Here is a 23,554-nt window from a genome sequence, read left to right as displayed (position 1 = left end):
ATGAACGAAGCCGATGTCGTCGTCGTGGGCTCCGGTGCCTCAGGGCTGACTGCCGCGCTGATCGCGGCCGACGCCGGGTTGAGCGTCACCGTCGTCGAGAAGGCCGGCGTTTTCGGTGGCACGAGTGTCGTCTCCGGCGGCTCGATCTGGGCGCCCTGCAACCGCTGGCTGGCCGACCTCGGCCGTACGGACAGCCGTGAGGACGCGCTCGCGTATCTGAAGACCATCACGATGGGCCGCGTCGAGGAGGAGCGCTACACGATCTTCGTCGACACGGTGAACCCGATGCTCGACGAGGTCGTCGCGCTCACGGGCATCTCGTTCGAGGCGAACCCGCACCACCCCGACTACCAGCCCGACATGGCCGGCGCCATGGCCGGCGGCGGCCGGACCCTGCAGGGCGACCTGTTCGACACCACCCTGCTCGGCGACCTGCAGCCCAAGCTGCGTCAGGCGCACAGCGGCGTGCCGATCACGCGCCTCGAGGTCGACGAGTGGGGCCAGGACACTCTCGACCGCTGGGACTGGGCCCTGGTCGCCGACCGGGTCAGCAAGGGCATCGTCGGCATGGGCGCCGCGCTCGTGGGCGCCCTGCTGCACGGCTGCCAGAGCAAGGGCGTCACGCTGCACACCGACACCCCGGCGCGGCGGCTGATCCGCGGGGCGGACGGTTCCGTCGCGGGCGTCGTCGTCGAGCACGAGGGCGTCGAGCAGGAGCTGCGCGCCCGGCGTGGCGTCGTCCTCGCCAGCGGTGGGTTCGAGTGGAACAAGACGCTGGTCGACCAGTTCCTCGGCGCACCGCTCACCGCTCCGTCCAGCCCGCCGCACAACACCGGTGACGGCCTGATCATGGCCATGGGCGCCGGCGCGATGCTCGGCAACATGAATCAGGCCTGGTGGAGCCCCTCGATCTACGTCAAGGGCGACAGCTATGACGGCGCCCCGCTCTACCGGCCCACCAGCAGTCTGCGGGCACTGCCGGGCGGCATCATCGTCAACAAGTCCGGCCGCCGCTTCGTCGACGAGGCGATGAACTACAACGACATGGGCAAGGCGCTGGCGAACTTCGACCCGCAGGCCTACGCGTACGCGAACCAGCCCTGCTGGCTGATCTTCGACCAGCGCTTCCGGGACTCCTACTCCGTGGCCACGGTGACCCCGGAGACGCCGACCCCGAGCTGGTTCACGGTCGCGGACTCCTACGAGGAGCTGGCCGGCAAGCTGGGCATCGACAAGGACGGCTTCCTCGACCAGATGAAGCGGTACAACGACTACGCCGCCACCGGCGTCGACATCGAGTTCCACCGCGGCGAGTCGACCTACGACTCCTATCGCGGTGACGCCCGCGTGACGCCGCACCGCAACCTGCGCCCGCTCGAAGGCGGCCCGTACTACGCCGTCGAGGTGCTCCTCGGCGCGCTGGGCACCAACGGCGGCCCGCAGACCGACACCACGGGCAACGTGCTGGCGGCGGACGGCGGCACGATCAAGGGGCTCTACGCCGCCGGCAACGTGGCCGCGAGCCCGTTCGGTCCCGGTTACCCCGGTGCCGGCGCGACGCTGGCGGCCGGCATGACCTACGGCTACCTCAGCGCGAAGGCGCTCGCCCGTTGAGCACGTCCGCGGACCTGCTCGCGCAGCCCCTGCGGATCGGCTCCCGCACCCTCCGCAACCGGATGGTGATGACCCCGCACCTGGGACGCCTGGGTGCGGGGCGGCTGCCGGCGTACCTGAGCCGGCGTGCGGAGGCCGGTGTCGCCATGGCCATCCTGCCCGCGGGTATGGGCGTGATGAACATGCCGGTCTACCCGCCCGACATCGTCGCGGGCCTCGAGGGCGCGCGCGGTGATCAGGACGGCGTGCCGTACCACCCGCGCGACGAGCGGTACGAGACGAAGCTGCTCGCCGGCCTCGGTGACGTCTTCGCGGGCTTCGCCAACACGGTGCAGCGGCACGGCGCCGTGGCGATCGGCCAGATCCACCACCCCGGCGCGGAGCGGTCCTGGGACAGCTTCTCGCCGGCGCTGGCGCCGTCCGCTCTGCGCGGCGACGAGTTCGGCACGGTGCCGCACGCACTCAGCGGCACCGAGATCGGCAACCTGATCGAGGGGTACGTCGGCAACGCGGGCTCCATCGCGGCCAACGGATTCGACGGGGTCGAGCTGCACGCCGGCCACGGCTACCTGCTCAACCGCTTCATCTCGCCGTACTACAACCGCCGCACCGACGAGTGGGCCGCCGGCTCCACCCTGCTGGTGCGCCTGCTGGAGCGGGTTCGCGAGCGGATCGGCTCGACGCCACTGCTCGGGCTGCGGCTGCAGGTCAGCGAGGAGATCGAGGGCGGGCTCACTCCGGAGATGTCGGCGAGGATCGCCTGCGACATCGCGCCGTACCTCGACTACCTGTCGGTCTCGATCGGCAACCACAACGGACTGCGCAACGGCCGGCCGAGCACTCCGTACACCAGTCCCTGGCTCACCGCGCACGGTCCTGCCGTCGACGGCGCCCGGGCGATCCGCACCGCGCTGGCCGAGGCCGGCCTCGAGCGGCCGCTCCTGGTGACCGGCCGGATCACCACCGCCGCGTTCGCGCGGGAGATCCTCGAGCAGGGCGACGCCGACCTGATCGGCGCCGCGCGGGCCTACATCGCCGACCCGGACTTCGCCGCCAAGGCGGTCTCGGGTCGCGGCGAGGAGATCGCCCTCTGCATCGGCTGCAACGAGTGCGTGCGGGTCCCGCTGTCGTGTCCGGTCAATCCGGATGCGGGTCGCGAGGGCTTCCACGCGGGCTCGGCGCCGGAGTCGCCGAAACGGATCGTCGTGGTCGGCGCCGGGCCTGCTGGAGCGACCGCCGCGGCGAAGGCCGCCGAACGCGGGCACGAGGTGATCCTCCTCGACCGCGAAGACGCCGTGGGCGGTACGCTGCGGCGCCTGGTGGCGTCCCCCATGCTGGAGGAGTGGTCGGCACTGGTCGGCCAGCTCGAACGCGATGTCCGGGCGACCGGTGTGGACTTCCGGCCGGGCACGGAGGCGAACGAGGAGACCCTCGCCGAGCTCGCCCCCGACAAGGTGATCTGGGCGGTGGGCGCGGAGCCGCTGACGGCGCCGTTCCCAGTCGACGCGCCGGTGCTGACCACCTCCGACCTGCTGGTCGGCCGCCGGCCGACGTGCCCGTGGTCGTCGTGGGTGGTCCCGAGACGCATCTGGAGCCGTTCATCGCCGCGGAGTTGCTGGCCGGTAAGGGCCGGCGCGTGTGGCTGCTCACCGAGCGTCACGCGCACGGTGAGGACGTCGAGCCTCGTTCGCTGAGCGGGCTGCTGTCCCGGCTCTCGAAGCTGGGGGTGGAGTTCGTCTCGATGACCGCGGTGACCGCGTGGAGCAAGGGCGTGGTGCACACCGAGCAGGTCTTCAGCGGCGCGGCCGGGGAGATCCCGGCCGGCGCGGTCGTCACCGCGATCGGCCGGGTCGCCAACCCGGTCCCGGCCGGCGACGAGGGCGAGGCGTACGTCATCGGTGACGCCCTCGCGCCGAGACGGATCACCCACGCGGTGCTGGAGGGCCGGCGCTTCGGCGCGATGATCTGACCCGCGCGCCGTCCGCCCCGGCGTACGGCTCCCGGAACGACGACAGAGTCGCCTCGGCGGCCCTGTCGTCGTTCCTGTGAACGATCAGATCACGTGGCTCTGCAGCACCGAGGCGGGGAACAGGTCCGCGACGGCCAGCTTGGTGGCGGTCAGGCGCTGCTCGGCGGCGTAGGTGGTGAAGGCATCGAGCGTCGTGCGGTTGGCCTCGACCCCGTAGGGCCACATGTCGCCGCCGAAGATGTCGGCCGCGATGCCGGCCGTGGTCGCACCCCACGGCACCGGCACGTGCGGGGCCGTGCCGCTGAGCATGCGGGCGATGCTGTTGTCCTTGGCCTGCGTGAAGGCGGTGACCAGGTTCGGCCCGATCCACGGGTAGCGCTCGAACACGTCCTTGCGCACAACCAGCACGTGCATGATCGGGAAGATCCCCGTCCGCCGGTAGTACTCCTCCTCGACGGAGCGCACATCGGAGAAGAGCTGGACCACCCGCCGGGAGCCGTCGGTCGCGGCGTCGGGGGTGTGCGGCACGATCACCGCGTCCAGGTCGCCGTCGATCAGCATCTGGTTGAGGGAGCGCTCGCGCTCCGCCCGCACGGTGATGCCGTCGGGAAGCCCGACCGGCAGCGTCTCGATCCGGCCCGGTGCGTTGATGCCGCCCTGGACCCAGTCGATCGCGGTGAGGTCCAGGCCGAACTCGTGCTGCAGGAGCGCGCGCTGGTAGACCGTGGCGGTCACGGTCCACTCCGGGAAGCCGATCCGCGCACCGGCCAGAGCGGCCGGGTCGTCGACCGGACCGTCGGCACGCACGTAGATGCCGGAGTGGCGGAACGCGCGGGAGGGAAAGACGGGCAGGCCCACAACGGAGTCGTCCCCGGCGCCGCGCAGCGAGCAGTACTTGCCCAGCGACATCTCGCTGATCTCCCACTCGCGGAACTTGGTGAAGCGGAAGAAGATCTCCTCCACCTCGTGGTAGGTGACCCGCAGGTCCACCCCGTTGACGGTGACCTTGCCCGAGGCCAGGTCGCGGACCTGGTCGGAGTCGTTGATGGCCAGGGTCAGGTCGATATTGCGGCTCACAGGAAGTTCATCCCTCCGTCGACGACCAGGCTCTGACCGGTGATCATCGAGGCTGCGTCCGAGGCGAGGAAGACGGCAGCACCGGCGATGTCGGCGGAGACGATCCGCCGCTTCAGCGCCTGGTTGCCGACGATCTGCTCGACGGCCTCGGGGCGGGCGGAGTCACGCGGGATCCCGGTCTCCACGGACCCGGGCATGATCACGTTGACGTTGATCCCGGCGGGACCGAGCTCGCGGGCGAGCGAGCGGGTCATGCCGACGACCGCGGCCTTGGACGTCACGTAGTGCAGGTAGTTCGGGCGTCCGCCGAGCACGGTCGAGGAGGAGATGTTGACGATCGTGCCGGAGCCCTGGGCCCGCATCGTCGCGCTGACCGCGCGGCAGCACAGGAAGACGCCGTTGACGTTGACGTCGATCACCTTGCGCCACTCGTCGGCGCCGATCTCCTCGAACGGCTTCATGGTGAGGGTGGAGAAGATCGCCGCACCGTTGACGAGCACGTCGATGCGCCCGAACTCGGCGACGGCCGCCTCGACCATGCGCGTGACGGCGGTCTCGTCGGAGACGTCGACCCCGAGCCCGAGCGCCTGAGCGCCCCCGCCGCGCAGCTGCGCCGCCACCTTTTCGGCGTTCTCGCCGTCGAGGTCGGCGACCACGACGGTGGCGCCGGCCGCGGCGAACGCCTCCGCGAACTCTCTTCCGATGCCCTGGCCGGACCCGGTGATGACACCCACCCGGTCCGCGAGCACTCCGCTTCGACTCATGGGATTCCTTCCACATCGGAGAAGTCGGACGTGCTTCTTGACCGCTTCTCGAGACGACACCTAGCATGACAGGCGTTCGACGCTGCGGTCTAGCATTCCGCCTATCCGAACACTCGACGTTCAGCGCAACCCGGCCGCAGAGCCAAGAGGAGAAGCGCACCATGTCTGACACCTACGACGGCCTCATCATCGGCGCCGGCCAGCACGGGCTGATCCTGGGCACCTACCTGTCGAAGCTCGGGCTCAAGATCGCTGTGCTGGAGCGCCGGCTGCAGTACGGCGGGGGACTGAGCACCATCGAGCCGGGCCCGCCGGGCTTCTACCAGAACCCGCACTCGATCAACCACTTCAACATCACCGAGACGCCCTGGTACAAGGACCTGGGCCTCTCGGCCACGGTCGACTACGTGACCCCGCAGTACGAGTTCGCGCAGCCGCATCTCGACGGCTCGTCGCTGGTCATCTCCCGTGACGCGGAGGAGACGATCGCCTCGATCGCGCAGTTCTCCAAGAAGGACGCCGAGACCTTCCGCGAGTGGAACCGGCGCTCGGAGAAGATCAGCAACGCGATCTTCCTGGCCGAGCGCTACTCCGAGCCGCTGGCCGAGGCCGAGCGTGTGGCACTGCTGGAGAAGAGCGAGATCGGTCGCGACTTCCTCCAGATCATCGAGCGCCAGCCGCTCGACCTCGTGAAGGAGTTGTTCGAGAACGAGAAGGTCCAGCTCCTCATGCTGTTCAAGCTCTCGCTCTTCGGCACCGTCCTCTACGACGCCGTCTCGGAGAAGAGCCCGATGGGCGCCGCCGTCCGCGGCTTCGACCTGTCGGCCGGCTACCAGGTCTGCGTCGGCGGCAGCTGGAACCTCGCCCGCGGCCTGATGGAGCAGTTCATCCGCGCGGGTGGCACCTTCATCAACAAGGCCGAGGCGGCGCGCATCGTCGTGGACGGCGGCCGCGCCACCGGCATCGAGCTGACCGACGGTCGCTCGTTCAAGGCCCGGCAGTTCGTGGCGAGCTGCATCGACGTCCCCCAGACCTGGAACAAGCTCGTCGGCCGCGACCAACTGCCGGCCGAGTACCTCAAGAAGATCGACAACTTCAAGCAGACGGCCTGGGGCCTGTTCGGCGTCCACCTCGCGCTCAAGGAGGCGCCGCGCTACGTCGGCTCGGACACCAACCCGGCGCTCCACAAGTCACTGAAGTACAACGTCGGCGCGGAGACCATGGAGGACCTGTTCGGCCTGCACCAGCAGGTCGCCGAGGGCCGCATTCCCGACCTCGTGTCGTTCGGCACCGGCAACATCACGGCCTTCGACCCGTCGCAGGCGCCGGAAGGCGGCTCGACAGCGTACGCCTGGTACGCGATGCCCTACGCGCCCGGCGGGGACCCGGAGAACATCGAGCCCGTCAAGGAGGAGATCACCCGCAAGGTGATCGACAAGTGGCGAGAGTACGCCCCGAACCTCACCGACGACAACATCGTCCACGCGTGGACCTACACGCCCAACGACTACACGAAGGAGATCACCAACATGGTCGAGGGTGACATCTTCGTGGGCTCGTTCGGCGGCGACCAGAGCATGTGGAACCACTTCGGCTACCGCACACCGATCTCGAACCTCTACATGGCAGGGTCGCCCACGCATCCGGGCGGCGCGATCTCCGGTGGTGCCGGCTACATCGTGTCCCGCATCATCGCCGAGGACCTCGGCCTCACGCCCTGGTGGACGCCTATCGACGTGCGCGCCGCCATGGAGGAGGCAGCCCGGCAGTCGCCCGCCGCGCCGACCGTGTGACGGCTGCCTGATGCGCCACTCCCCGCCGCAGACCGTGGCCGAGTCGCCGCTCGCCGCGACTCGCCGGGCGGCGACCGACCCACCCGAGAAGGAGACCGAGAAGATGACTGACTCACGAGGATTCGAGAACCGGGTGGCGTTCGTGACCGGCGCCGGCAACGGCATCGGCCGGGAGATGGCGCGCGACGTCGTACGGCAGGGCGGCAAGGTGGCCATCGCCGACATCGACCTGGCTGCGGCCGAGGCCGCCGCCGCCGAGCTCGGCGACGCCGCGATGGCGGTGCTCTGCGACGTCGCCGACGAGCGGTCCGTCCAGACCGCGGTCGACACCGCGGCCGAGGAGCTCGGCGGCATCGACGTCCTGGTCAACAATGCCGGCCTGCACCTGATGAAGTGGAACGTCCCGGTCACCTCGGTCACGGCCGAGCAGTGGCACCAGATCCTCGGCGTCAACGTGGTGGGCGTCGTCAACTGCGCGAGGTCTGCTCGGCCGTACCTCGCCCGGGGGAAGAGCCCGGCGATCCTCAACCTCTCGTCGATCGCCGGCTATCTGTCGAACACCGTGTACGGGATCACCAAGCTCGGCGTCCGGGGCCTGACCGTCGCGCTCGCCGAGGAGTTCGCGCCCGACGGCATCCGCGTCAACGCCGTCGCGCCGGGCGCGATCGGCTCGGACAACGCGATCGGCGAGCTGTCCGGCCAGTTGCGGGTGCTGATCGACGACATGCAGCTGATCCACCGCATGGGAACGATGGCCGACATCGTCAACGCGATGAACTACCTGTGCACCGACGCCGCCGGCATGGTCACCGGGCAGACCCTGTCGGTCTCCGGCGGCTACCCCCTCCACCTCTCCTGAGCACGACGAAAGATTCCCGGCAGGCGGGCGGTCGTCGTCGGCGCGGCGCGGTATCGGCAGGGCTGTGGCGACTCTGCTCGCCAGCGCCGGAGCCGCGCGGCCGATGCGGGCCGGCCGCGATGGGCGCATCCTGCTGAGCCGAGCGTTCCCCCCTCCACCGCTTCGCGCCGCTGATCCACACGCGTCGCACGGTGAGCAGGGCCCCTTGGCCGAGCTCGCCACCAGCGTGAAGCGGTAGGCGTCAAGCGCGTTGAGGTAGGTCTTCGTGCGTGGATCGCGTCGCTGCCGTGACCGTAGGCGACCCGCAGGCCGGCGGGTACGCCGAGGACCGGCACCGTCTTGGTCGGCCGGGCCATCAGCCGCACCCTGCGCTCCTCGCGCCAGGTTCGGGCAAGGACCGGCTCGTGATCGGCCGTCAGGGGCACGGCACAGCGGGTCGGCACCCGGGCAGGACTCGGGCGGCCTCCGATGATGCACGGTTGTCACGCGGCCCGACGCGGCCGGGCTAGGAGTTGCTGACGATCAGGTCGGCCGTGGCCAGTGGGATCGGCTCGAACATGGGCGGCTCGTCCTCAGGGAACAGGGCCGTGGGCCCGTAGACCCAGTCGGTGAACGAGTAGTCGTCGATCGCCCGGTGGCGGAGGAGAAGGTTGCGCTGCTCGCGGGCACGCCCGCCGAGGTGCCACAGCTCGCCCCAGGCGCGGGCTGTCAACACCACGCGGCGGCAGTGCTCGGGGCGCACGGCCTCGTACGCCGCGAGGGCGCCGTCCCAGTCCGGCGCGCCGTCACCCGCACGCAGCCGCTTGAGGTGCTCGGCCAGCACCCAACCGTCCTCAATCGCCATGATCGCGCCCTGCGCCATGTACTGCAGCGGTGGGTGGGCGGCATCGCCGAGCAACGCGATCCGGCCCTGGACCCAGGTGCTGATCGGGTCGCGGTCGAACATCCGCCACCACTTGTCGCGCCACATGTGCGGCATTCCGGCGCGAACGTCGTCGCACGTGGCCGCGAACGCGGTGTCGAGCTCGTCCGGCGTGCCCCAGTCCTCGAGCCCGGCCAGTGCCTTCGGCGACTCGAACACGGCGACCTGGTTGAGGAGGTCTCCGCCGCGCAGCCCGTAGTGCACGAAATGGCAGCGCGGGCCGACGTACACGACGACCTCGGAGAGGTCCACTGGGCGGGTGAGCTCGGGGATGGGGACCGTGCCGCGGTAGGCGACGTAGGAGGAGGAGACGGGCTCGTCGTCGACGAGCAGCTTGCGCGCAACCGAGTGCAGGCCGTCGGCGGCGATCACGAGCGGGGCGACCCAAGTGGTGCCGTCCTCCGTGACGACGGTGGCGTTGCCCTCGGCGTGGGCGTACGCCGTGACCCGCTGATGGGTGAGCAGCTCGACGCCGGCGGTACGGCAGGCTTCGAGGAACAGACCGTGGAGGTCGCTGCGGTGGATGACCATGTAGGGATAGCCGTAGGTCCGCTCAAGGTCGCGCAGGTCGAGCGAGGTCAGCTCGCTGCCGTCGATCGCGTCACGCATCACCATCCGCTCGGGGACGACGCCGAGAGACTTGGCCTTGTCGAGCAGGCCGTAGTCGTCGAGGATCCGGGTGCAGTTCGGCGCGAGCTGCAGGCCGGCTCCGACCTCCCCGAACTCGGGTGCCTGCTCCAGGACCTGGACCTTCAGGCCGAGCCGGGCCAGGGCGAAGGCGGTGCTCAGTCCACCGATGCCGCCGCCGACGATGATCACGTCCACGTTGCTCATAGTGCGTGCCTCCTCAGAGCCAGGGGCTGACGCGCTCGGCCTCGACATCGGCGACCAGCGGGGTCAGGAAGTCCTCGGGGAGATCGGCGAAGGCCGGACCGGTCTGTCGTCGTCACGTGTTCTACGGTGGCAGGCGTCGCCGGTGCAGAACCTAAGATTCTGCTTTGCGGAACCGATCGGAGAAACAGCGTGGACCCGAAGACCCCACCGGCCTACATAGTGACCAGTGCCGACCACGCGCTGCGTGCCGCGGTCATGCTGCAGCTGGAGGGCGGCCTCACGGTGAGCCAGATCGCCGAGCGGCTCGGTGTCGCCCGATCGACCGCCCACCGGCTCCTGCAGACGCTCGTCTATCGCGACTTCGCCGTCCAGGACGACCGCCGCACGTACCACCCCGGCCCGGTGCTGGAGTTGGCGACGTACTCGCAGTCGAGCGTGTCGCGCCTGCGCAGCCGGGCGCTGGGACACCTGCAACGCCTCGTCGACGTTGTGGGGGAGTCGGCGAACCTGGCGATCCGGACGGGGGACCGAACCCGGTTCATCGCCAGCATCGAGTGCCAGCACGCGCTGAGGGTGGGCTCTCGTGAGGGGATGGTGTTCCCCGCGTACCGCACCACAGGTGGACTCGTGCTGCTTGCCGAGCTCTCGCCGTCGGAGGTTGACGGCCTCTACGCTCCAGAGCGCTACGTGGAGCGCCCGGAGGAGCGGCCCGACTTGGCGAGCCTACGGACGCAGCTGGCCCGGATCCGCCGGTCCGGTTTCGCGGTCAACGACCAGCTCTCGGAGCGCGGGGTCGTCGCGGTCGGTGTCCCGGTCCGCGATGCGGAGGGTCAGGCGGTTGCGGGGCTCTCCGTCTCCATGCCGTCGGTGCGCTACGACCGGCACCAGTTGCCCGGCCTGGTCGCCACCCTGCACCGTGCGGCCGGCGCCATCGAGGCAGGAGGTCTGGCTCCGTCGCATTGACATGTCCTTCTGGCCTACCTGGTCGCGATCGGGCGGTACCGCACGTTCACCGCGGCCGAATGGTCATCGCCGTTGAGCAGCTCGAGTCGGACGGGGGCGCTCCCGGGGTTGTCGAACAGCCGGATCCCGTCGCCGAGCAGCACCGGCGCAATGTGCAGGTCGACCTCGTCGATCAGTCCGCGTTCGAGAAGCTGTCGGCCGAGCGTGGCCGAGAAGACCTCGAGGTTCTTGCCCCCGGCGGCCTCCAGCCCGATCCGAACCGCCTCGGCCACATCGCAGCTCAGGAAAGTCACGCCCTTGGAAGGCTGCGCGTCTTCGGGATGGTGCGTGAGGACGAACACCGGCCCCCGCCACGCGCCGCCGTAGATCCCGCTGACGTCGGGGTAGGCGTCAAAGCCATCTCGGCCTCCCAGCACGGCGCCGGTCGTTCGGGCGTACTCCTCGATGAGGCCGGGGCGGAACGAGATCCCGGTCATCCAGTCCATCGCGTGGTTCGGCCCCGCCACGAACCCGTCCAGGGACATCGTGAAATGCCAGAGCACCTTGCCTTCGGCGGTCCGCCGTTCCGTGTCTGCCATCTGTCACTCCTTGAGCTTGTTGATCGGCGCGGTGAACGAGGTGTCGATGCTCTGCGGGGTCTCCGCGGTGCACATGATCAGGTGGCCCCGTCAGCCGACTTCGTTCGGTTCGACGATGGGCAGGTCGTAGGTACGGCGCACCACGTCGTGTGGTCGTGCACGCTGGTCGCCTGCCCGGGCCGGGAGATGAGCGCGACGACGGAGAAGCTGCCGTCGGGCTCGACGTGAAGTACCTGGCTTCGGTCACTCCCTCGGCGTGCCCGGGCCGGGACCTGCCGCAGGACGTCGTCGGCTGGGGGGAGCTTCCCCCTCAGGCCGGCGACTACGGCGTCGACCACGGTCTGCCAGTCTGCCGGGACTCGGGTTGCGGCCCGGATCGCGGCATACATGCGTTCCAGGGAGGAAGGACTTTCCGGACCGGTCGCGGTAGCAGGAGAAGTGGACCGCATGGCGTGCATCAGGCGTCCTCGTGGTTGGTTGATGCGACGCTAGGCCAGGCAGGTGGACCTGGGTAAGGTCCAGTTCCATGGCAGTTGAGTGGTCCGGTCTGACCCCGGACCTCTTCATCCGGCTCGATCGCCAGAGCCCCGAGACGCTGGGTTCGCAGTTGCAGAACGCGCTGCGAACGGCGATCCGGGAGGGGCGTCTGCAGATCGGTGAGCGGCTGCCGTCGTCGCGAAGGCTTGCGGTGGACCTTGGTGTCTCCCGCGGCCTGGTGCAGGCGACCTATGAGCAGTTGGAGGCTGAGGGTTACCTGCGTGCCTTCGGCGGCTCGGCGACGCGGGTCGCGTTCAGCCCGCAGACGACCGTCGTCACATCACCAGAGGGCACGCCTGCCGCCAGGATGGAGATCGACTTCGCGCCGGGACGCCCCGACCTGAACAGCTTCCCGGCACGCGACTGGTTGTGGGCATGCGGGGAGGCCACCCGCACGGCCTCTGCCCGTGACATGGGGTACGGCGATCCCCAGGGCTCGATCAGGCTGCGAGAGGTCATCGCGTCGTACCTGCAACGGGTTCGCGGAGCGTTCGCAGGTGCGGACGACGTGGTGATCTGTAGTGGGTTCACCCAAGGCGCCGCCCTCACCCTGGCCGCACTGCGAGCCGCGGGCGCCACCTCCGTCGCCGTCGAGGACCCGGGCCACCTGGACATGCCGATTCTCGTCCGCCGGGCGGGCCTGAAGCCGGTCTTCATCCCCGTCGACGACCGCGGCCTGGTCGTTGACGAGCTCGCCAGGACGAAAGCGACCGCGGTCATCGTCACGCCGGCCCACCAGACCCCAACCGGTGTGGTCCTCGCCCCCGATCGGCGGTTGGCACTGCTGGAGTGGGCCGAGCAGGTGAACGGGGTGGTGATCGAGGACGACTACGACTCGGAGTTCCGCTACGACAAGCAACCCGTCGGATCCCTCCAGGGCCTCGCGGCGGATCGCGTCGTGAGCATCGGATCGGTCAGCAAGTCTCTCGCTCCCGCGATCAGACTTGGGTGGGTGCTGGCTTCACGGCACCTGGGTGCATGGATCGCCGAGGAGAAGCACCGGCGCGACCGCTGCTCGCCGATACTCGACCAGCTCGCCCTGGCTCGGCTGATCGAGTCGGGCCGGTTCGATCGCCATCTACGCCGCATGCGCGGCGTCTATGCCGCGCGGCGCATTGCACTGGTCGAGGCGATCGGCGAGCACGCTCCCAACCTCGTGCTGACCGGCCTCGCCGCCGGCTTCCACGCCATCGCTCAGCTCCCCAGGGGAGCCGACGAGGCGGAGATCGTCGCCGCGGCAGCACAGCGTGCGGTAGGGCTGCAAGGGCTCGATCGATACCGATCACCGAACAGCGACGGGCCGCCGGGAATCGTGTTCGGATTCGGAGACGTCAACCAGGACGCGATCAGACGCGGGATCGCGGCCATCGGCGACCTACTGCGGCAGGGATAAGACGCGTAGCGGCACCGGCGTCCCGGCACGGTGCCGCACGAACGGCCCAAAGGTCATTCCGTGGATACCGGGACATCGCGAGGTCATCCACATGTGGAAGACGATCGTGTTCGTCTCGCGTCAGCGCGGGGTCGCCTGCCTCCGAAAGGGCGGGCGGCATTGGGCGAACCTCGCGCTTTCAGGTCGCCGGTGGTCCGTTGGGCAGCATTTCTCTTTCGAACGACTCGCGTCCGGACTCGTCGAATCGTGCACAGAGTTCTTGGACCTCGTCCTTGAGAAGCACGATCTGGGAGAAGCCGACCAGCTCGCCGTCGACCCGGATCGGTGAGACCGTGACCAGGATTGTGGTTTTTCCATAGGGTCTGGCGACGTAGCGTACCGGCTCGACGCGGCCGTCCTCGAACAGCTTGAGCATGGCGTCGAGACGGGGATTGGTCACCGCTCGGCGATGCCGTTTCCGGACGTCGTTGCCGATGTATTCGGGTCGGCGGTCGAGGTGCTCCGAAGCCCACTTGTTGTAATACATCACGGTGCCGTGGCGGTTCAGGATGGTGACTCCGACTCCAGCCTGATCGATCAGCCGGTCCGCCCACTCGTCCAGGCCCCAGTCCGTGGCGATGCGGCTCTCGGCGGCTTCGGCCGGCTCGGCCTGAGATGTCATCGATACCTCCGAGGTGCTCGTGCTCGACGGACTACGTCCGGTCTCGCTTTGAAGCCTGCCCGCCTGACATGGGGTTGACAATGAGCCTTTTTGCGCATGAGCCTTCGGCTGGGCTGAAGGCTTCTTGGACCGGGCCGATGGGAGTAGCGTCTCGGCCATGGCGTACGACCTGACCGATCTCCAGCTGTTCCTGCAGGTCGTGGACCAGGGCAGCATCACTCAGGGAGCGGACCGGTCACACCTGTCGCTGGCCTCGGCCAGTGCAAGGATCAAAGCGATGGAGAAGGCTCTGGGGGCGCCGCTGCTGATCCGGCATCGCCGTGGCGTTGTGCCCTCGCCGGCGGGCTGGCTGTTGGTGGCCCATGCACGCGAGGTCGTCGGGCAGGTCGCCCGGATGCGTTCTGAACTGGCCCGGTATTCCGACGGCCTGCGATCCACTTTGGTGATCCTGGCGAACACTTCGGCAACCGAAACGCTCGTGTCGTCGGTGCTGGTCGACTTCATGGCCGACAACCCCGACATCGACCTGGAGTTGGCGGAGCGGCCGAGCCATGAGATCGTCGCCGCCGTCACCGACGGCCGGGTCGAACTGGGGATCATCGCCGATACCGTGGACTCGGGCCGGCTGGAACGCGCCGTGCTGCGTCCCGACCCGCTGGTCGTCATCGCCCGGCCAGGCCACACGCTGGCCGGGCGTGCTCATGTCGCGTTCAGCGAGTGTCTGGGCCACCCGTTCGTCGGTTTCACGCAGGGGAACCCGTTGCAGGAGCATCTGAGCGGGCAGACCCAGCCGCTCGGGCTCCGTCCGCGCTACCGGGCGCATCTGCCGACCACGGAGGCGATCTGCAGTGCGGTGGCGGCTGGGGTCGGCATCGCCGTGGTTCCCGCGCTCGCGGCGGCCCGTTGGCAGCGCGTCTACGACCTGCGGGTCGTGGACCTGACCAATTCCTGGGCGAGGCGCAACCTGCTGCTGTGCGGCCAAAGCTGGTCCGGGCTCTCCGAACCCGCGGCGGCGCTCGCCGCACACCTCAGAACAAGGGTCCAGCCCAAGTAGGCACGGCCTCGGCGCGTCTCGGCGAGTTCTGGGGTACGGCCGTTGGCGGTCCGGTGGGTGATTTCCGGTGCGGACCCTCTTGATGGGCGGCCTGCTGCCGAACATGTGGAACAGGAGTTCAACCCGATCACCTCTGCGCCTCTTGGCGGACGCTGGATGCGTCGTTTCAGAGTTCCGCCACCACCTCCCGCAGGTACATCTCCAGCCGCCTGATCGATGCACTCACGCCTCTCGTATCGAGCCGGCAGGTGTAGAGACGACGGACGAATGTGGGCTGCCGCATGGGCAGAGCCACGACGCTCGGCGGAGCGTCCAACAGCAACAACCGCGGCAGCAGCGCGACGCCGAGACCCGCCGCGACGAGATTGAGCGCAGTGCGGAAGTCCATGCCGTCGAAGTCCAAACGTTGTCCGCTTCCCCGGTCGCCGTGGACGGGTGACGCTGCCGAGTCGCGGACGTCGACCGCCGTGTTGATCCATGCGTCCGACGGCAGGTCGGCTGGGGTGACACTGTCGGCTCCGGCCAGGGGATGACCGACGGGAAGGACGACCATGATCGGGTCGTCCATGAGGTGCTCTTGCACGAGCCCGGCGGGCACTCGCCCGGGAGCGTGTTCGTAGTCGAAGGTGATGGCCAGGTCGATCTCTCCCCGGAACAGCAGCGCATGCGTTTCACGCTGCTCAAGTTCACGGAGTGTGATGTGAACCGCCGGATGGGCCGCACGAAGGCGTGCGAGTGCGAGAGGGACGATGGAGGCTGCCGCCGAGATGAACGCGCCGAGCCGCACCTCGCCGCCGGTTCCGTCCGCGAGCGCCGCGAGCTCGGTGGCGGCGCGACTCATCGACATGCTGATCGCGGCCTCGGTGTCGAGAAGGACCTGCCCGGCCTCGGTCGCACGGACGGGCCGCCGGACCACAACCCGCGCACCGACCCGTCGTTCCAGTTCCGCAACCTGCTGCGAGACCGCGGACTGGGTGTAGCCGAGCTCTTCGGCAGCAGCGGCGAACGAGCCTAGGCGCACGACGGCCTCGAGGGTCCGTAGATGGCGGGGGTCGAAACTCCATGACACGAAGTTCAGCGTAGCTAATGGTCTGTGAAGAAATCATCGCTTGTCCTAATGTTGCTGCGTGCTCGACGCTGGACCGCATGGACTCCACGCACTTCGACGCCGCCGTCGACAAGCTCCCCCGACGCCGGGTCGGGTTCTACCCCACTCCGTTCCACGCGCTGCCCAACCTGTCGGCCGCGTACGGGCTCAACCTCTTCATGAAGCGCGAAGACCTGGCAGGCCCGAGCGCGATCAGCGGAAGCAAGATGCGCCTGGCCGAGTTCATCCTGGGACGGGCCCTCGAGAACGGAGTGACACACGTCATCACCCAGGGGGAATACCTGACCAACTCGGGTCTGCAGTTCGCCGCCGCCTGCCTGAGCGTAGGAATCACGCCGATCCTGTTTCTGACGCGGAACGTGCGCCGGCATGGTGAGCTCGGCGAGTTTCGCGGCAACTATCTGCTCAACAAGACGATGGGTGTCGAAACCCACGTCATCAACGTCGGCGACAACGTCTGGCACTCTCCGGACGAGGCCGCGCGCATCACCGACGCCATCGCGGTGCGCAAGGCCGAACTCGAAGCGCAGGGACACGAAGTTCTCGTTGTCGGGACCGGTGGTGCGCACCCCGACGGCTACATCGCGCACGCCCTGACGTTCCGGGAGATGCTTGAACAGTCCGATGCCGCAGGGGTCGAGCTCGACTACGTCTACCACACGATCGGCACCGGGACCGCGCTGCCGGGGATGCTGGCGGCCAAGCTATGCCTGGGACACCCGGTGAAGTTCCGGTCGATCTCCATCCAGAGGTTCAACGACGGAGACCGGATGAACCCCGGCGTGATCGTCGAACGGACCAAGGCGGTGCTGGCCACCTTGGGCGCGCCCGTACCCGACGACGCGACGATCCGCGCCGAGATCGACATCGACCAGCGCTTCATCGGCGAGGACTACGCCGTCGCGTCCGCCGAAAGCACAGCAGCCATCCGCGAGCTGGCCCGAGCAGAGGGCGTCTTCGTCGGCCCCGTCTACACCGGCAAGGGACTCGCAGGACTGCTCGACCACGCCCGCAGCGGGCGGATCCCCGCCGACAGCAACGTCGCGTTCCTGCACACCGGAGACACCGGCAACCTGTTCGAGATCCCCCAAGTCGTCGGGCACATCACGGCCTGAGCCTGCAGCCCATCAACCGTGCTCGACCTCGCCCGGCACAAGCACTTACGAAGAATGCCGTCACGGCTATAGAGAGCAGGATGAGGACAAGCATGGCCGTCAATGATCCCTCGGCCGCCGCCCAGCCGGCGGCTCTGAGAATTGCCAAACAGATAACGGCTGCAACGGCGATCTTCCAGCCGCATGATCACGCCATGGGACCGGTGCCGACTCGCACTACTGAGGACCGGCCGGCGGGAAAAGAGAGCCCTGACGCGTCCAGCGGTACCGGGCGGTCGAGCTGCGGGAGAACTACCCACCAGTTCCACCGTGCCTTCCTCCCGCATGATCGAGAGCCAGCGCCGTACCGTCTGATCCGTGAGCCCGGTGCGCCGGGCCAACTCGGCTCTTGAGAGAGTCTCGTCGCCGAGCGCGTCCAGCAACTGCGGACGCCGGTCGGCCCGCGTGGAAGCCGAGGTCCCAGCAGAGGTACGGCCGCGCAGTCGTTGGGACAGCTCGTAACGGGCCCACCGCCGGGTCCCTGTCTGAAGCACGAGCTTGCGCGACACGAGATCCTGCAACTCGGCCGCGGCGACCCGCGAGTCCACACCAGCTGTGCTCCGGTAGTACCGGCTGTCCAGGATCTCCCCGTCCCGGAGCATCGCCAGTGCGATGCACTGGCTGTCGGTGAGTCCCCTTCTTCGACCAGCCCACCACCGAGCAGGTACGCGCTCAGCACGCCTGGGTCATCGACGCACTCCAGGCGAAATATCCGGCCGCCGCCGACCACCTCGACCAGGCGCGCAAGGACCTGCTCGCCTCCGCCGCCTTCCCCGAGAGATCTGCAAACAGATCTGGTCGAACAGCCCTCAGGAGCGGCTGAATAAGGAGATCCGCCGTGGGCGGGGTCAGCAGAAGCTGACCCCGCCCACTTTGAGGTGTTTCATTCAGTGGTTCGTAGGAGTTCTGCTAGTTCTTGCGGTTGCCGTTTCCGTTACCGTGGACCTTTGACTCGGATGCGACGGTGCCGTTGGCGGCGAGGGTGAGGCGCATCGCCTGTCCCGGGGGTGCCTTGAAGTCGAACATGTTGTCCAGGTCTCCGGAGGTGGCATCGGCGGAGACACCGCCGACCCTTCCGGTGTTCCAGTTGTCCTCGATGAACTTGAGGATGGAGGACTGGGTGGTCAGGGTGTGGTCGATGAAGTTCTTCTTCGCGTAGGGCGAGATCACCAGGAGCGGCTGGCGGGGGCCGGGGCCGCAGCGGTTGACCTGGCCGCCGATGTCGACAGTGGCGGCGTTGGTGCAGATCGCGGAGTTTCCGCTGGCGGCGCTGCCGTTGGTGATGGTGGCGGCGACGTGGTCGTACCAGCCGTCGGAGTCGTCATAGGCGATCACGATCGCGGTGTCGGCCCAAGCGGGCGAGGCCTCGATGGCGTTGATTTCCTTGACGAGGGAGATCTGCTCGTCGACCGGGTTGGAGCTGCCGGGGTGTCCGTCCTGGGCGGCCGCGGCCTTCACGAAGGAGACCGCGGGGAGCTTGTCGGCGGCCAGCGCCTGGTAGAAGTAGCTGACGTCGTAGTTGTGGTTTGCCTGGCCGTCGTGGCCGACCTCGTCGAGCGAGGCGGGCAGGAGGTGGTGCGGGTTGGAGGTCGACTCGTAGTAGGCGAACGGCGCGTGGTGCGGCACATAGGCGCCGAGCGGGAAGTTCGCGTTCTCCGCGGTGATCGGCACCTGGGCGCCGCAGACGGCGTAGCCGGTCGGGCTGTCGGCCGCAGTCGTGGTCGGCGTGAAGCCGTCCTGGAACCATCCCCAGCTGACGCCGCGGGAGTTGAGCAGGTCGCCGATGTTCTTGCCGGTCATCTTGGTGAGGTTGCCGGTCTTGGTGTGGTTGCTGTCGGCGCAGTCGTCGTAGAACGGGTCAGGGTCGCTCGTCACGGTCGTCGTGGTGGTTGAGGTCGGGACCCCGGTGACGGAGTTCACGCTGAGCGCGCCGGAGGTGTTGCCCGAGACCAGGTTGAGAGCGCCCGGCGTGGACGGGCCGAAGCCGGTGCTGAAGCTGTTGTCGCTCATGGCGTAGTTCTGGGCCAGGGTCCACAGCGCGGTCACGGTGTTGCCGTCGTAGTAGTCCATGACGATTCCGTCGGTGCCGTAGAGGGTGGACGGGCTGCAACTGCTGGTCTCGGTCTCCTCGACGAACCGGTCCATCAGGCCGCCATCGAAGGCCTTCTGCTCACTGCCGTAGGAGTGGGACTGGTCACAAGTGAGCGCGTGCGCCGCGTCGAGACGCTGCGGGTTGAACGCGTTCGGGTTGTTGGTGAGCAGGTCCGGGTGGGAGATGTAGTTGTTCGGGATCGGCGTTCCCGCCTTGGCGGTGAACGTGGTGCCGTCGGTGTTGGCCGCATGCGGGTAGGTGCCGAAGTAGTGGTCGAAGGAGTTGTTCTCCTCGTAGATCACCACGATGTGCTTGATCGGGGTTGCAGTCTTGGCGGAATTGTCGGCCTTCGGTGCGGCGTTGGCTGACGTGCCGAGGTTAGCGACGCCGAACACGGTCGCGGCCAGGGCGGCAAGCGACGCGGTCGCGACGGCGGCGCGTTTGTGACCGATGGAGCGCATTGCATGGTGCCTTTCGGGTTTCTTTTGGTGGGTACTTTGGCGGGCCGGTCAGTTCATCAGGGTCCGGCCGAGCCAGTCATTGGAGTCGCGGGCACCGGGCAGCGCGAAGTAGTAGCCGCCGCCGAACGGGGAGATGTAGTCGGCCAGGGCTTCATCGACCAGCCGCTGCTGCACGGCGGCGAACTGCCGCTTGATGTCTTGGTTGAAGGTCGTGAAGATGAGGCCCATGTCGAGCTGGCCGTTGATGTCGGTGCCGGCGTTGTAGTTGTAGCCGCGACGCAGCAGCCGAGAAGAGTCGGTCGCGGGCGTGCGCGGGTTGGCGAGCCGGATGTGGGCGCCGGTGGGGATCGCGTCACCGTTCGGGTCGTTGAGGTAGTCCGGAGTGTCCGTCTCGTTGACTCCGGTCAGGGGCGCGCCGACGTCGCGGGAGCGGCCGATCATGTTCTCCTGCTCGCGCAGCGAAACCCGGTCCCAGAACTCGACCAGCATGCGGATGAGCCGGACGACGTGGTAGCTGCCGCCCGCGGTCCAGGCGGGTTCGCTGCCGTCGGTCGCGGCCCAGACCAGCCGTGCCATCTCGGCCGGGTCGTCGATGTTCGGGTTCGCGGTGCCGTCCTTGAACCCCATCAGGTTGCGGGGTGTTCCGGTCGGGCGAGGCGGGGAGATGAACCCGTCGGTCCGCCACCGGACAGCCATGCCGCCGCGGGTGGCGCGGGTGATGTCGCGCATGGCGTGGATCACGGTGTCGGCATGGTCGGCGCGCAGCTGCAGCAGGAGGTCCCCGTCACACATGTCGCGGCGCAGCGCGTCGTTCGGGAAGTCCGGCATCGTCACCAGCCGGGCCGGTTTCCGATCCGCCAACCCGTAACGGTCATCGAACAGGCTCGCGCCCACCGACAGCGTCACGGTCAGACCATCCGGGCTAATGTCGGGCCCCACGACGCCAGAGTCCGACGGCGGGGCGGTGATGCCGACCGACGGCGGCGCACCACCAGCAGTCAGAAACCGTGCCCGGCTAGTGACCGCCTGGAACAGCTCGGACAGCTCGGCACGATCGGCTGCGGTGACATCGAGCGCCAGGAATGCCGCTGCGGCTTGGGGCGGAGTGAGCACACCCTGCTGGTGCTCGCCGTGGAAGGCGAACCGCCCACCGGTAGGCGCGGCCGACGAGTCCGCAGCCGATGGCGCTGCGTCAGTGTGAACGGCCGCCGCACCTATCCCCGCGCCGAGGGCGGCGGTGCCGAGGCTCACGCCGACCGCGCCCATGAATCCACGCCGGCCCACCATCCGCGTGGGGCCGGTTCCGCCCGTGCTGGCGTTCCGGTTCTTAGTCACTGGTCGGCCACCCTCGGGTCGGTGACCGCAGCGATCGGGGCGAGCAGCTCCACGGTGCGCTCCAAGTCGGCGTCGAGCGCTTCGCGCTGGGCGCGGTCCAGCGAATCCAACGCCCGCCAGGTACCGCCGGTCTTGTAGGAGGCGACCAAGGTCGCGGTGCGGGCCAGCCACGCGTCCGCGTCGCTCAGCCCGGCGTAGCGGGGGGTCACGAGGGGGCGGATCGGGTCGAGCACCGCGCGGGTCGCCTCGATATCGGCCGCAATCACCGCCAACCCGGTGTGCGAACCGGCGTCGTCGGCACCAGTGAGGGTGAACTGGATCGCGTCTTCCAAGATCTCATGCGAACGCAGACCGAGATCGATGGCGTTCACCGGCGTCTTGGTCAGCGTCGCCGTTAACGATCCGATATCGGTGATGAGCCGCGCGGCAACCGGCGCGGCTTCAGCGATCGGTAGATCGCTCCACAACAGCGCCTCGATCTTGCGAAGCCCGTGTAGATCGGAGTCCTCCAGCGCCGAGCTACCGGCGGCTGGATCACCATCAATAGCGTCGGCCAGATCCCCGAACGCCCCGTAGGCCGCACCGAGGCGCGAGTAGTCCTGCTGGGCCGTCAGCCAAGCCGCCTGTGAGACAGCACGGTCGCCACTCACAATCGCTGTGGCGAGTCGTTGCGCGTCGCTCGCCAGTTCCTTGATACGGGAGCCGACCCACTCGTTGTAAGTGTGAGCGGCGGGAAGCAAATCCGCTCGGGTCACCACCTCGATGCCAGGAGTGGGGACAAGCCCAGCCGGGGAATCGCGCACCGTCACCACCGGCCCGGCGATCGGATCGTTACCAGCCGGTATACACACGAACCGGTACCGGCCGTCGCCGAGAGTGACCCGCAGGTGGTAGACCGTGCTCGGGCCCAGACCCTCAGCCTCGGCATACACCTTCCGGTCATCGGCCCCTTCGAGGTAGACCGCTTCACCGGCGATGGTGGAATTCGACACCGCGAAATCGAACGCGCCGCCGGTGGCCGGACCAGACCAGCCGTCACCACATGCATCGAAGCCGTTCACGACCGCTATCGCGCCCGCCGAAGGCGAAGAGGGCTCCCGACTTGAACCGAAGGTCCGCGACACGAACACCGCACTCACTGCAACGATCACGACCGCAACGATCACGGCCACAACCACCGACAGTCGCCGCCCGCCGGGTGCGACGAAAACGGAAGAACGCACAGCAAGGACTCGCAGGGTAGACAGCGGCTAACGAACTGAACTTAAGGCCACGCTTAGCAGCACAGTCGCTTGACGAAAGAGTCTTCCCGCGAGATTCATGCTCAGTTCAGCGACACTGCTCAGGGTGTCAACAGATGTTCATCCGGGCGTTATCTCGGCTGCTCAGCCTTGCCGTTGTCGCTGCGCCGGATCATGAGGATGCCGCCGGCATCTTTGGTGACCACGACGTTGACCGAGGGGACGAGACTGTCGGGCTTCGGGGCTCGAGGATCGTCGTAACAGTCGATCCGGCGTGCCATAGATCAGGACCCTATCGGGCTGGCCTGGTCCCAGACCTTCCGTAGCTGTCGACGTAGATGGTGATCATGTCACCACTGACGACCTGCGCAAGGCCCAGTACGGGGCCAGTCCGCCGAGGTGTCGCACGCGTAAGTGTTGACCGGCAACTGGTCGTTGCCGCGAGACCCCATGGCCGCCTCGACCCCATCTCGGGCTGAACGGGCAAGTTGGGGCAAGCTCGGCAACTCGGCCCCGTGGAGGTCGAAGAGTTCTTGCCGGGCCCGACGTTGTCTCGGAACGGGCCTCGTGGGCGTCTTCGGCTGGACTACGCGGGAGAGGATGCTTCCACCGCCATCCCGTACTGGTACTGGGGAGAGGAGGCGATCTCCGTGGCGGAGGATGCCTATCGACTCGCCCGCCTGGTCGAAGAAGAGAGCGGTCTGGCGGGTTATGACCCGCAGGCTGATCAGGACACGATGACGGGTGACGCGGGGAAGGCCGCGGCTCGGCTCGGCGGCGTCGCGCAGTGGGCGCACGAGAACCTCACGTGAGCTCACGATCTTAAGCATGCTCACCTGCGGAAACGCCGACATGATCGTCCCGCGTATGTCTCGTGATCTTTGGCCTTCGGCTGCACGTCGCCGCCTTCAGCTACTCCTGTGCTGTGGGCCGACCTAGGTCCTGTTCCTTGGATCACGTGCGGAGCCAGATCATCAGGGCTGCCACGGTCACGGTGCCGAGGTAGATCGTAAGCGCGCTTGTCGTAGCGGGTGGCCACAGCCCGGAAGTTCTTCAGCCGGTTGATCGCCCGCTCGACAACGTTGCGCTTCTTGTAGCGCTCTTTGTCGAACCCGGTCGGGCGTCCACCGGCCGAGCCGCGCCTG

Annotated in this window: 21 protein-coding genes and 2 pseudogenes; 12 read left to right on the top strand and 11 right to left on the bottom strand. The window is 68.2% G+C overall.

Features of this window, described 5'->3' with window-relative positions:
- From BXA11_RS39185 to BXA11_RS43540, 3 genes are read left to right on the top strand one after another with little or no spacing between them, the layout of a single operon-like run.
- On the top strand, window positions 1-1,614 hold the full coding sequence (locus BXA11_RS39185; RefSeq protein WP_076442921.1) for an FAD-dependent oxidoreductase: 1,614 nt from the start codon (window positions 1-3) through the stop codon (window positions 1,612-1,614).
- Window positions 1,611-3,308: an oxidoreductase gene (locus BXA11_RS39180; RefSeq protein WP_076442918.1), complete on the top strand. Its 1,698-nt coding sequence runs from the start codon at window positions 1,611-1,613 to the stop codon at window positions 3,306-3,308. The genes BXA11_RS39185 and BXA11_RS39180 overlap by 4 nt, the downstream gene beginning before the upstream one ends.
- Window positions 3,251-3,583 (top strand): hypothetical protein, encoded by a 333-nt coding sequence (locus tag BXA11_RS43540; RefSeq protein ID WP_076442916.1) that lies wholly within the window; start codon window positions 3,251-3,253, stop codon window positions 3,581-3,583. The genes BXA11_RS39180 and BXA11_RS43540 overlap by 58 nt, the downstream gene beginning before the upstream one ends.
- An 84-nt stretch (window positions 3,584-3,667) precedes the next feature.
- Here BXA11_RS43540 and BXA11_RS39170 read toward each other — a convergent pair whose 3' ends face one another.
- Both BXA11_RS39170 and BXA11_RS39165 read right to left on the bottom strand, forming a co-directional pair.
- Complete coding sequence (locus BXA11_RS39170) at window positions 3,668-4,660, bottom strand: substrate-binding domain-containing protein (RefSeq protein WP_076442914.1); 993 nt, start codon at window positions 4,658-4,660, stop codon at window positions 3,668-3,670.
- Entirely contained in the window at window positions 4,657-5,424 is a 768-nt protein-coding gene (locus BXA11_RS39165) for an SDR family NAD(P)-dependent oxidoreductase (RefSeq protein WP_076442912.1), read from the bottom strand. Before BXA11_RS39165 ends, BXA11_RS39170 begins: the two co-directional genes overlap by 4 nt.
- 161 nt (window positions 5,425-5,585) lie before the next feature.
- Between BXA11_RS39165 and BXA11_RS39160 the strand changes: the two genes are divergently transcribed.
- Together BXA11_RS39160 and BXA11_RS39155 are read left to right on the top strand one after the other, a co-directional pair.
- Window positions 5,586-7,217 carry a phytoene desaturase family protein gene (locus tag BXA11_RS39160; RefSeq protein WP_076442910.1) on the top strand — a complete coding sequence of 544 codons (1,632 nt, stop codon included), beginning with the start codon at window positions 5,586-5,588 and terminating at the stop codon, window positions 7,215-7,217.
- Window positions 7,218-7,320: 103 nt separating this feature from the next.
- Window positions 7,321-8,076, top strand: coding sequence for an SDR family NAD(P)-dependent oxidoreductase (locus tag BXA11_RS39155; RefSeq protein ID WP_076442949.1), 756 nt, complete (start codon window positions 7,321-7,323; stop codon window positions 8,074-8,076).
- Between the two features lie 505 nt (window positions 8,077-8,581).
- Here the strand turns inward: BXA11_RS39155 and BXA11_RS39150 are convergent.
- Complete coding sequence (locus tag BXA11_RS39150; protein WP_239105267.1) at window positions 8,582-9,832, bottom strand: FAD-dependent oxidoreductase; 1,251 nt, start codon at window positions 9,830-9,832, stop codon at window positions 8,582-8,584.
- A gap of 189 nt (window positions 9,833-10,021) precedes the next feature.
- On the opposite strand from BXA11_RS39150, the gene BXA11_RS39145 reads away from it, so the two are divergent.
- On the top strand, window positions 10,022-10,795 hold the full coding sequence (locus BXA11_RS39145) for an IclR family transcriptional regulator (RefSeq protein WP_030511363.1): 774 nt from the start codon (window positions 10,022-10,024) through the stop codon (window positions 10,793-10,795).
- A gap of 14 nt (window positions 10,796-10,809) precedes the next feature.
- Here BXA11_RS39145 and BXA11_RS39140 read toward each other — a convergent pair whose 3' ends face one another.
- The gene (locus BXA11_RS39140; protein WP_244303606.1) at window positions 10,810-11,319 is read right to left on the bottom strand and encodes a dihydrofolate reductase family protein; all 510 of its coding nucleotides are present in this window, start codon (window positions 11,317-11,319) and stop codon (window positions 10,810-10,812) included.
- A gap of 135 nt (window positions 11,320-11,454) precedes the next feature.
- On the opposite strand from BXA11_RS39140, the gene BXA11_RS44180 reads away from it, so the two are divergent.
- Window positions 11,455-11,601, top strand: coding sequence for a hypothetical protein (locus tag BXA11_RS44180; protein WP_204054022.1), 147 nt, complete (start codon window positions 11,455-11,457; stop codon window positions 11,599-11,601).
- 298 nt (window positions 11,602-11,899) lie between these two features.
- The gene (gene pdxR, locus BXA11_RS39130) at window positions 11,900-13,303 is read left to right on the top strand and encodes a MocR-like pyridoxine biosynthesis transcription factor PdxR (RefSeq protein ID WP_076442905.1); all 1,404 of its coding nucleotides are present in this window, start codon (window positions 11,900-11,902) and stop codon (window positions 13,301-13,303) included.
- A 178-nt stretch (window positions 13,304-13,481) separates the two neighbouring features.
- Here the strand turns inward: pdxR and BXA11_RS39125 are convergent, their stop codons facing one another.
- Window positions 13,482-13,964 carry a transcriptional regulator gene (locus BXA11_RS39125; RefSeq protein WP_076442903.1) on the bottom strand — a complete coding sequence of 161 codons (483 nt, stop codon included), beginning with the start codon at window positions 13,962-13,964 and terminating at the stop codon, window positions 13,482-13,484.
- A 157-nt stretch (window positions 13,965-14,121) separates the two neighbouring features.
- Between BXA11_RS39125 and BXA11_RS39120 the strand changes: the two genes are divergently transcribed.
- A complete protein-coding gene (locus BXA11_RS39120) occupies window positions 14,122-15,018 on the top strand; it encodes a LysR family transcriptional regulator (protein WP_076442901.1) in 897 nt (298 codons plus the stop codon).
- Between the two features lie 166 nt (window positions 15,019-15,184).
- Here the strand turns inward: BXA11_RS39120 and BXA11_RS39115 are convergent, their stop codons facing one another.
- Window positions 15,185-16,087: a LysR family transcriptional regulator gene (locus BXA11_RS39115; protein ID WP_076442899.1), complete on the bottom strand. Its 903-nt coding sequence runs from the start codon at window positions 16,085-16,087 to the stop codon at window positions 15,185-15,187.
- Window positions 16,088-16,164: 77 nt separating this feature from the next.
- Here BXA11_RS39115 and BXA11_RS39110 point away from each other — a divergent pair, with 77 nt between their 5' ends.
- The gene (locus BXA11_RS39110; protein ID WP_076442897.1) at window positions 16,165-17,241 is read left to right on the top strand and encodes a 1-aminocyclopropane-1-carboxylate deaminase/D-cysteine desulfhydrase; all 1,077 of its coding nucleotides are present in this window, start codon (window positions 16,165-16,167) and stop codon (window positions 17,239-17,241) included.
- Window positions 17,242-17,920: 679 nt separating this feature from the next.
- Window positions 17,921-18,120: pseudogene (locus BXA11_RS42840) on the top strand (transposase); the annotation flags it as partial.
- Between the two features lie 69 nt (window positions 18,121-18,189).
- Here the strand turns inward: BXA11_RS42840 and BXA11_RS39100 are convergent.
- The 4 genes from BXA11_RS39100 to BXA11_RS39085 form a co-directional block, all read right to left on the bottom strand.
- Window positions 18,190-19,833 (bottom strand): phospholipase C, encoded by a 1,644-nt coding sequence (locus BXA11_RS39100; protein WP_076442895.1) that lies wholly within the window; start codon window positions 19,831-19,833, stop codon window positions 18,190-18,192.
- Window positions 19,834-19,881: 48 nt separating this feature from the next.
- Window positions 19,882-21,120, bottom strand: a complete 1,239-nt coding sequence (gene efeB, locus BXA11_RS39095) for an iron uptake transporter deferrochelatase/peroxidase subunit (protein WP_076442892.1) — start codon at window positions 21,118-21,120, stop codon at window positions 19,882-19,884.
- A 44-nt stretch (window positions 21,121-21,164) separates the two neighbouring features.
- The gene (locus BXA11_RS39090; protein WP_204054020.1) at window positions 21,165-22,334 is read right to left on the bottom strand and encodes an EfeM/EfeO family lipoprotein; all 1,170 of its coding nucleotides are present in this window, start codon (window positions 22,332-22,334) and stop codon (window positions 21,165-21,167) included.
- A gap of 206 nt (window positions 22,335-22,540) precedes the next feature.
- Window positions 22,541-22,690, bottom strand: coding sequence for a hypothetical protein (locus BXA11_RS39085; RefSeq protein ID WP_387078014.1), 150 nt, complete (start codon window positions 22,688-22,690; stop codon window positions 22,541-22,543).
- A 234-nt stretch (window positions 22,691-22,924) separates the two neighbouring features.
- On the opposite strand from BXA11_RS39085, the gene BXA11_RS39080 reads away from it, so the two are divergent.
- Entirely contained in the window at window positions 22,925-23,221 is a 297-nt protein-coding gene (locus BXA11_RS39080) for a hypothetical protein (RefSeq protein WP_143734781.1), read from the top strand.
- A gap of 142 nt (window positions 23,222-23,363) precedes the next feature.
- Here the strand turns inward: BXA11_RS39080 and BXA11_RS39075 are convergent.
- Window positions 23,364-23,554, bottom strand: a pseudogene (locus tag BXA11_RS39075) (IS5/IS1182 family transposase); the annotation flags it as partial.

The organism is Microbispora rosea (genome assembly GCF_900156315.1).
Taxonomy (GTDB): domain Bacteria; phylum Actinomycetota; class Actinomycetes; order Streptosporangiales; family Streptosporangiaceae; genus Microbispora; species Microbispora rosea.
This window is presented reverse-complemented; position numbering and strand designations above follow the sequence as displayed.

Bases quoted from the DNA above. Each gene is read 5' to 3' on its own strand.
- BXA11_RS39185 (WP_076442921.1), top strand. From the start codon at position 1: ATGAACGAAGCCGATGTCGTCGTCGTGGGCTCCGGTGCCTCAGGGCTG.
- BXA11_RS39165 (WP_076442912.1), bottom strand. From the start codon at position 5,424: ATGAGTCGAAGCGGAGTGCTCGCGGACCGGGTGGGTGTCATCACCGGG.
- BXA11_RS39160 (WP_076442910.1), top strand. From the start codon at position 5,586: ATGTCTGACACCTACGACGGCCTCATCATCGGCGCCGGCCAGCACGGG.
- BXA11_RS39155 (WP_076442949.1), top strand. From the start codon at position 7,321: ATGACTGACTCACGAGGATTCGAGAACCGGGTGGCGTTCGTGACCGGC.
- BXA11_RS39150 (WP_239105267.1), bottom strand. From the start codon at position 9,832: ATGAGCAACGTGGACGTGATCATCGTCGGCGGCGGCATCGGTGGACTG.
- BXA11_RS39140 (WP_244303606.1), bottom strand. From the start codon at position 11,319: ATGTCCCTGGACGGGTTCGTGGCGGGGCCGAACCACGCGATGGACTGG.
- pdxR (WP_076442905.1), top strand. From the start codon at position 11,900: ATGGCAGTTGAGTGGTCCGGTCTGACCCCGGACCTCTTCATCCGGCTC.
- BXA11_RS39125 (WP_076442903.1), bottom strand. From the start codon at position 13,964: ATGACATCTCAGGCCGAGCCGGCCGAAGCCGCCGAGAGCCGCATCGCC.
- BXA11_RS39120 (WP_076442901.1), top strand. From the start codon at position 14,122: ATGGCGTACGACCTGACCGATCTCCAGCTGTTCCTGCAGGTCGTGGAC.
- BXA11_RS39110 (WP_076442897.1), top strand. From the start codon at position 16,165: ATGGACTCCACGCACTTCGACGCCGCCGTCGACAAGCTCCCCCGACGC.
- BXA11_RS39100 (WP_076442895.1), bottom strand. From the start codon at position 19,833: ATGCGCTCCATCGGTCACAAACGCGCCGCCGTCGCGACCGCGTCGCTT.
- efeB (WP_076442892.1), bottom strand. From the start codon at position 21,120: ATGGTGGGCCGGCGTGGATTCATGGGCGCGGTCGGCGTGAGCCTCGGC.
- BXA11_RS39085 (WP_387078014.1), bottom strand. From the start codon at position 22,690: ATGGCACGCCGGATCGACTGTTACGACGATCCTCGAGCCCCGAAGCCC.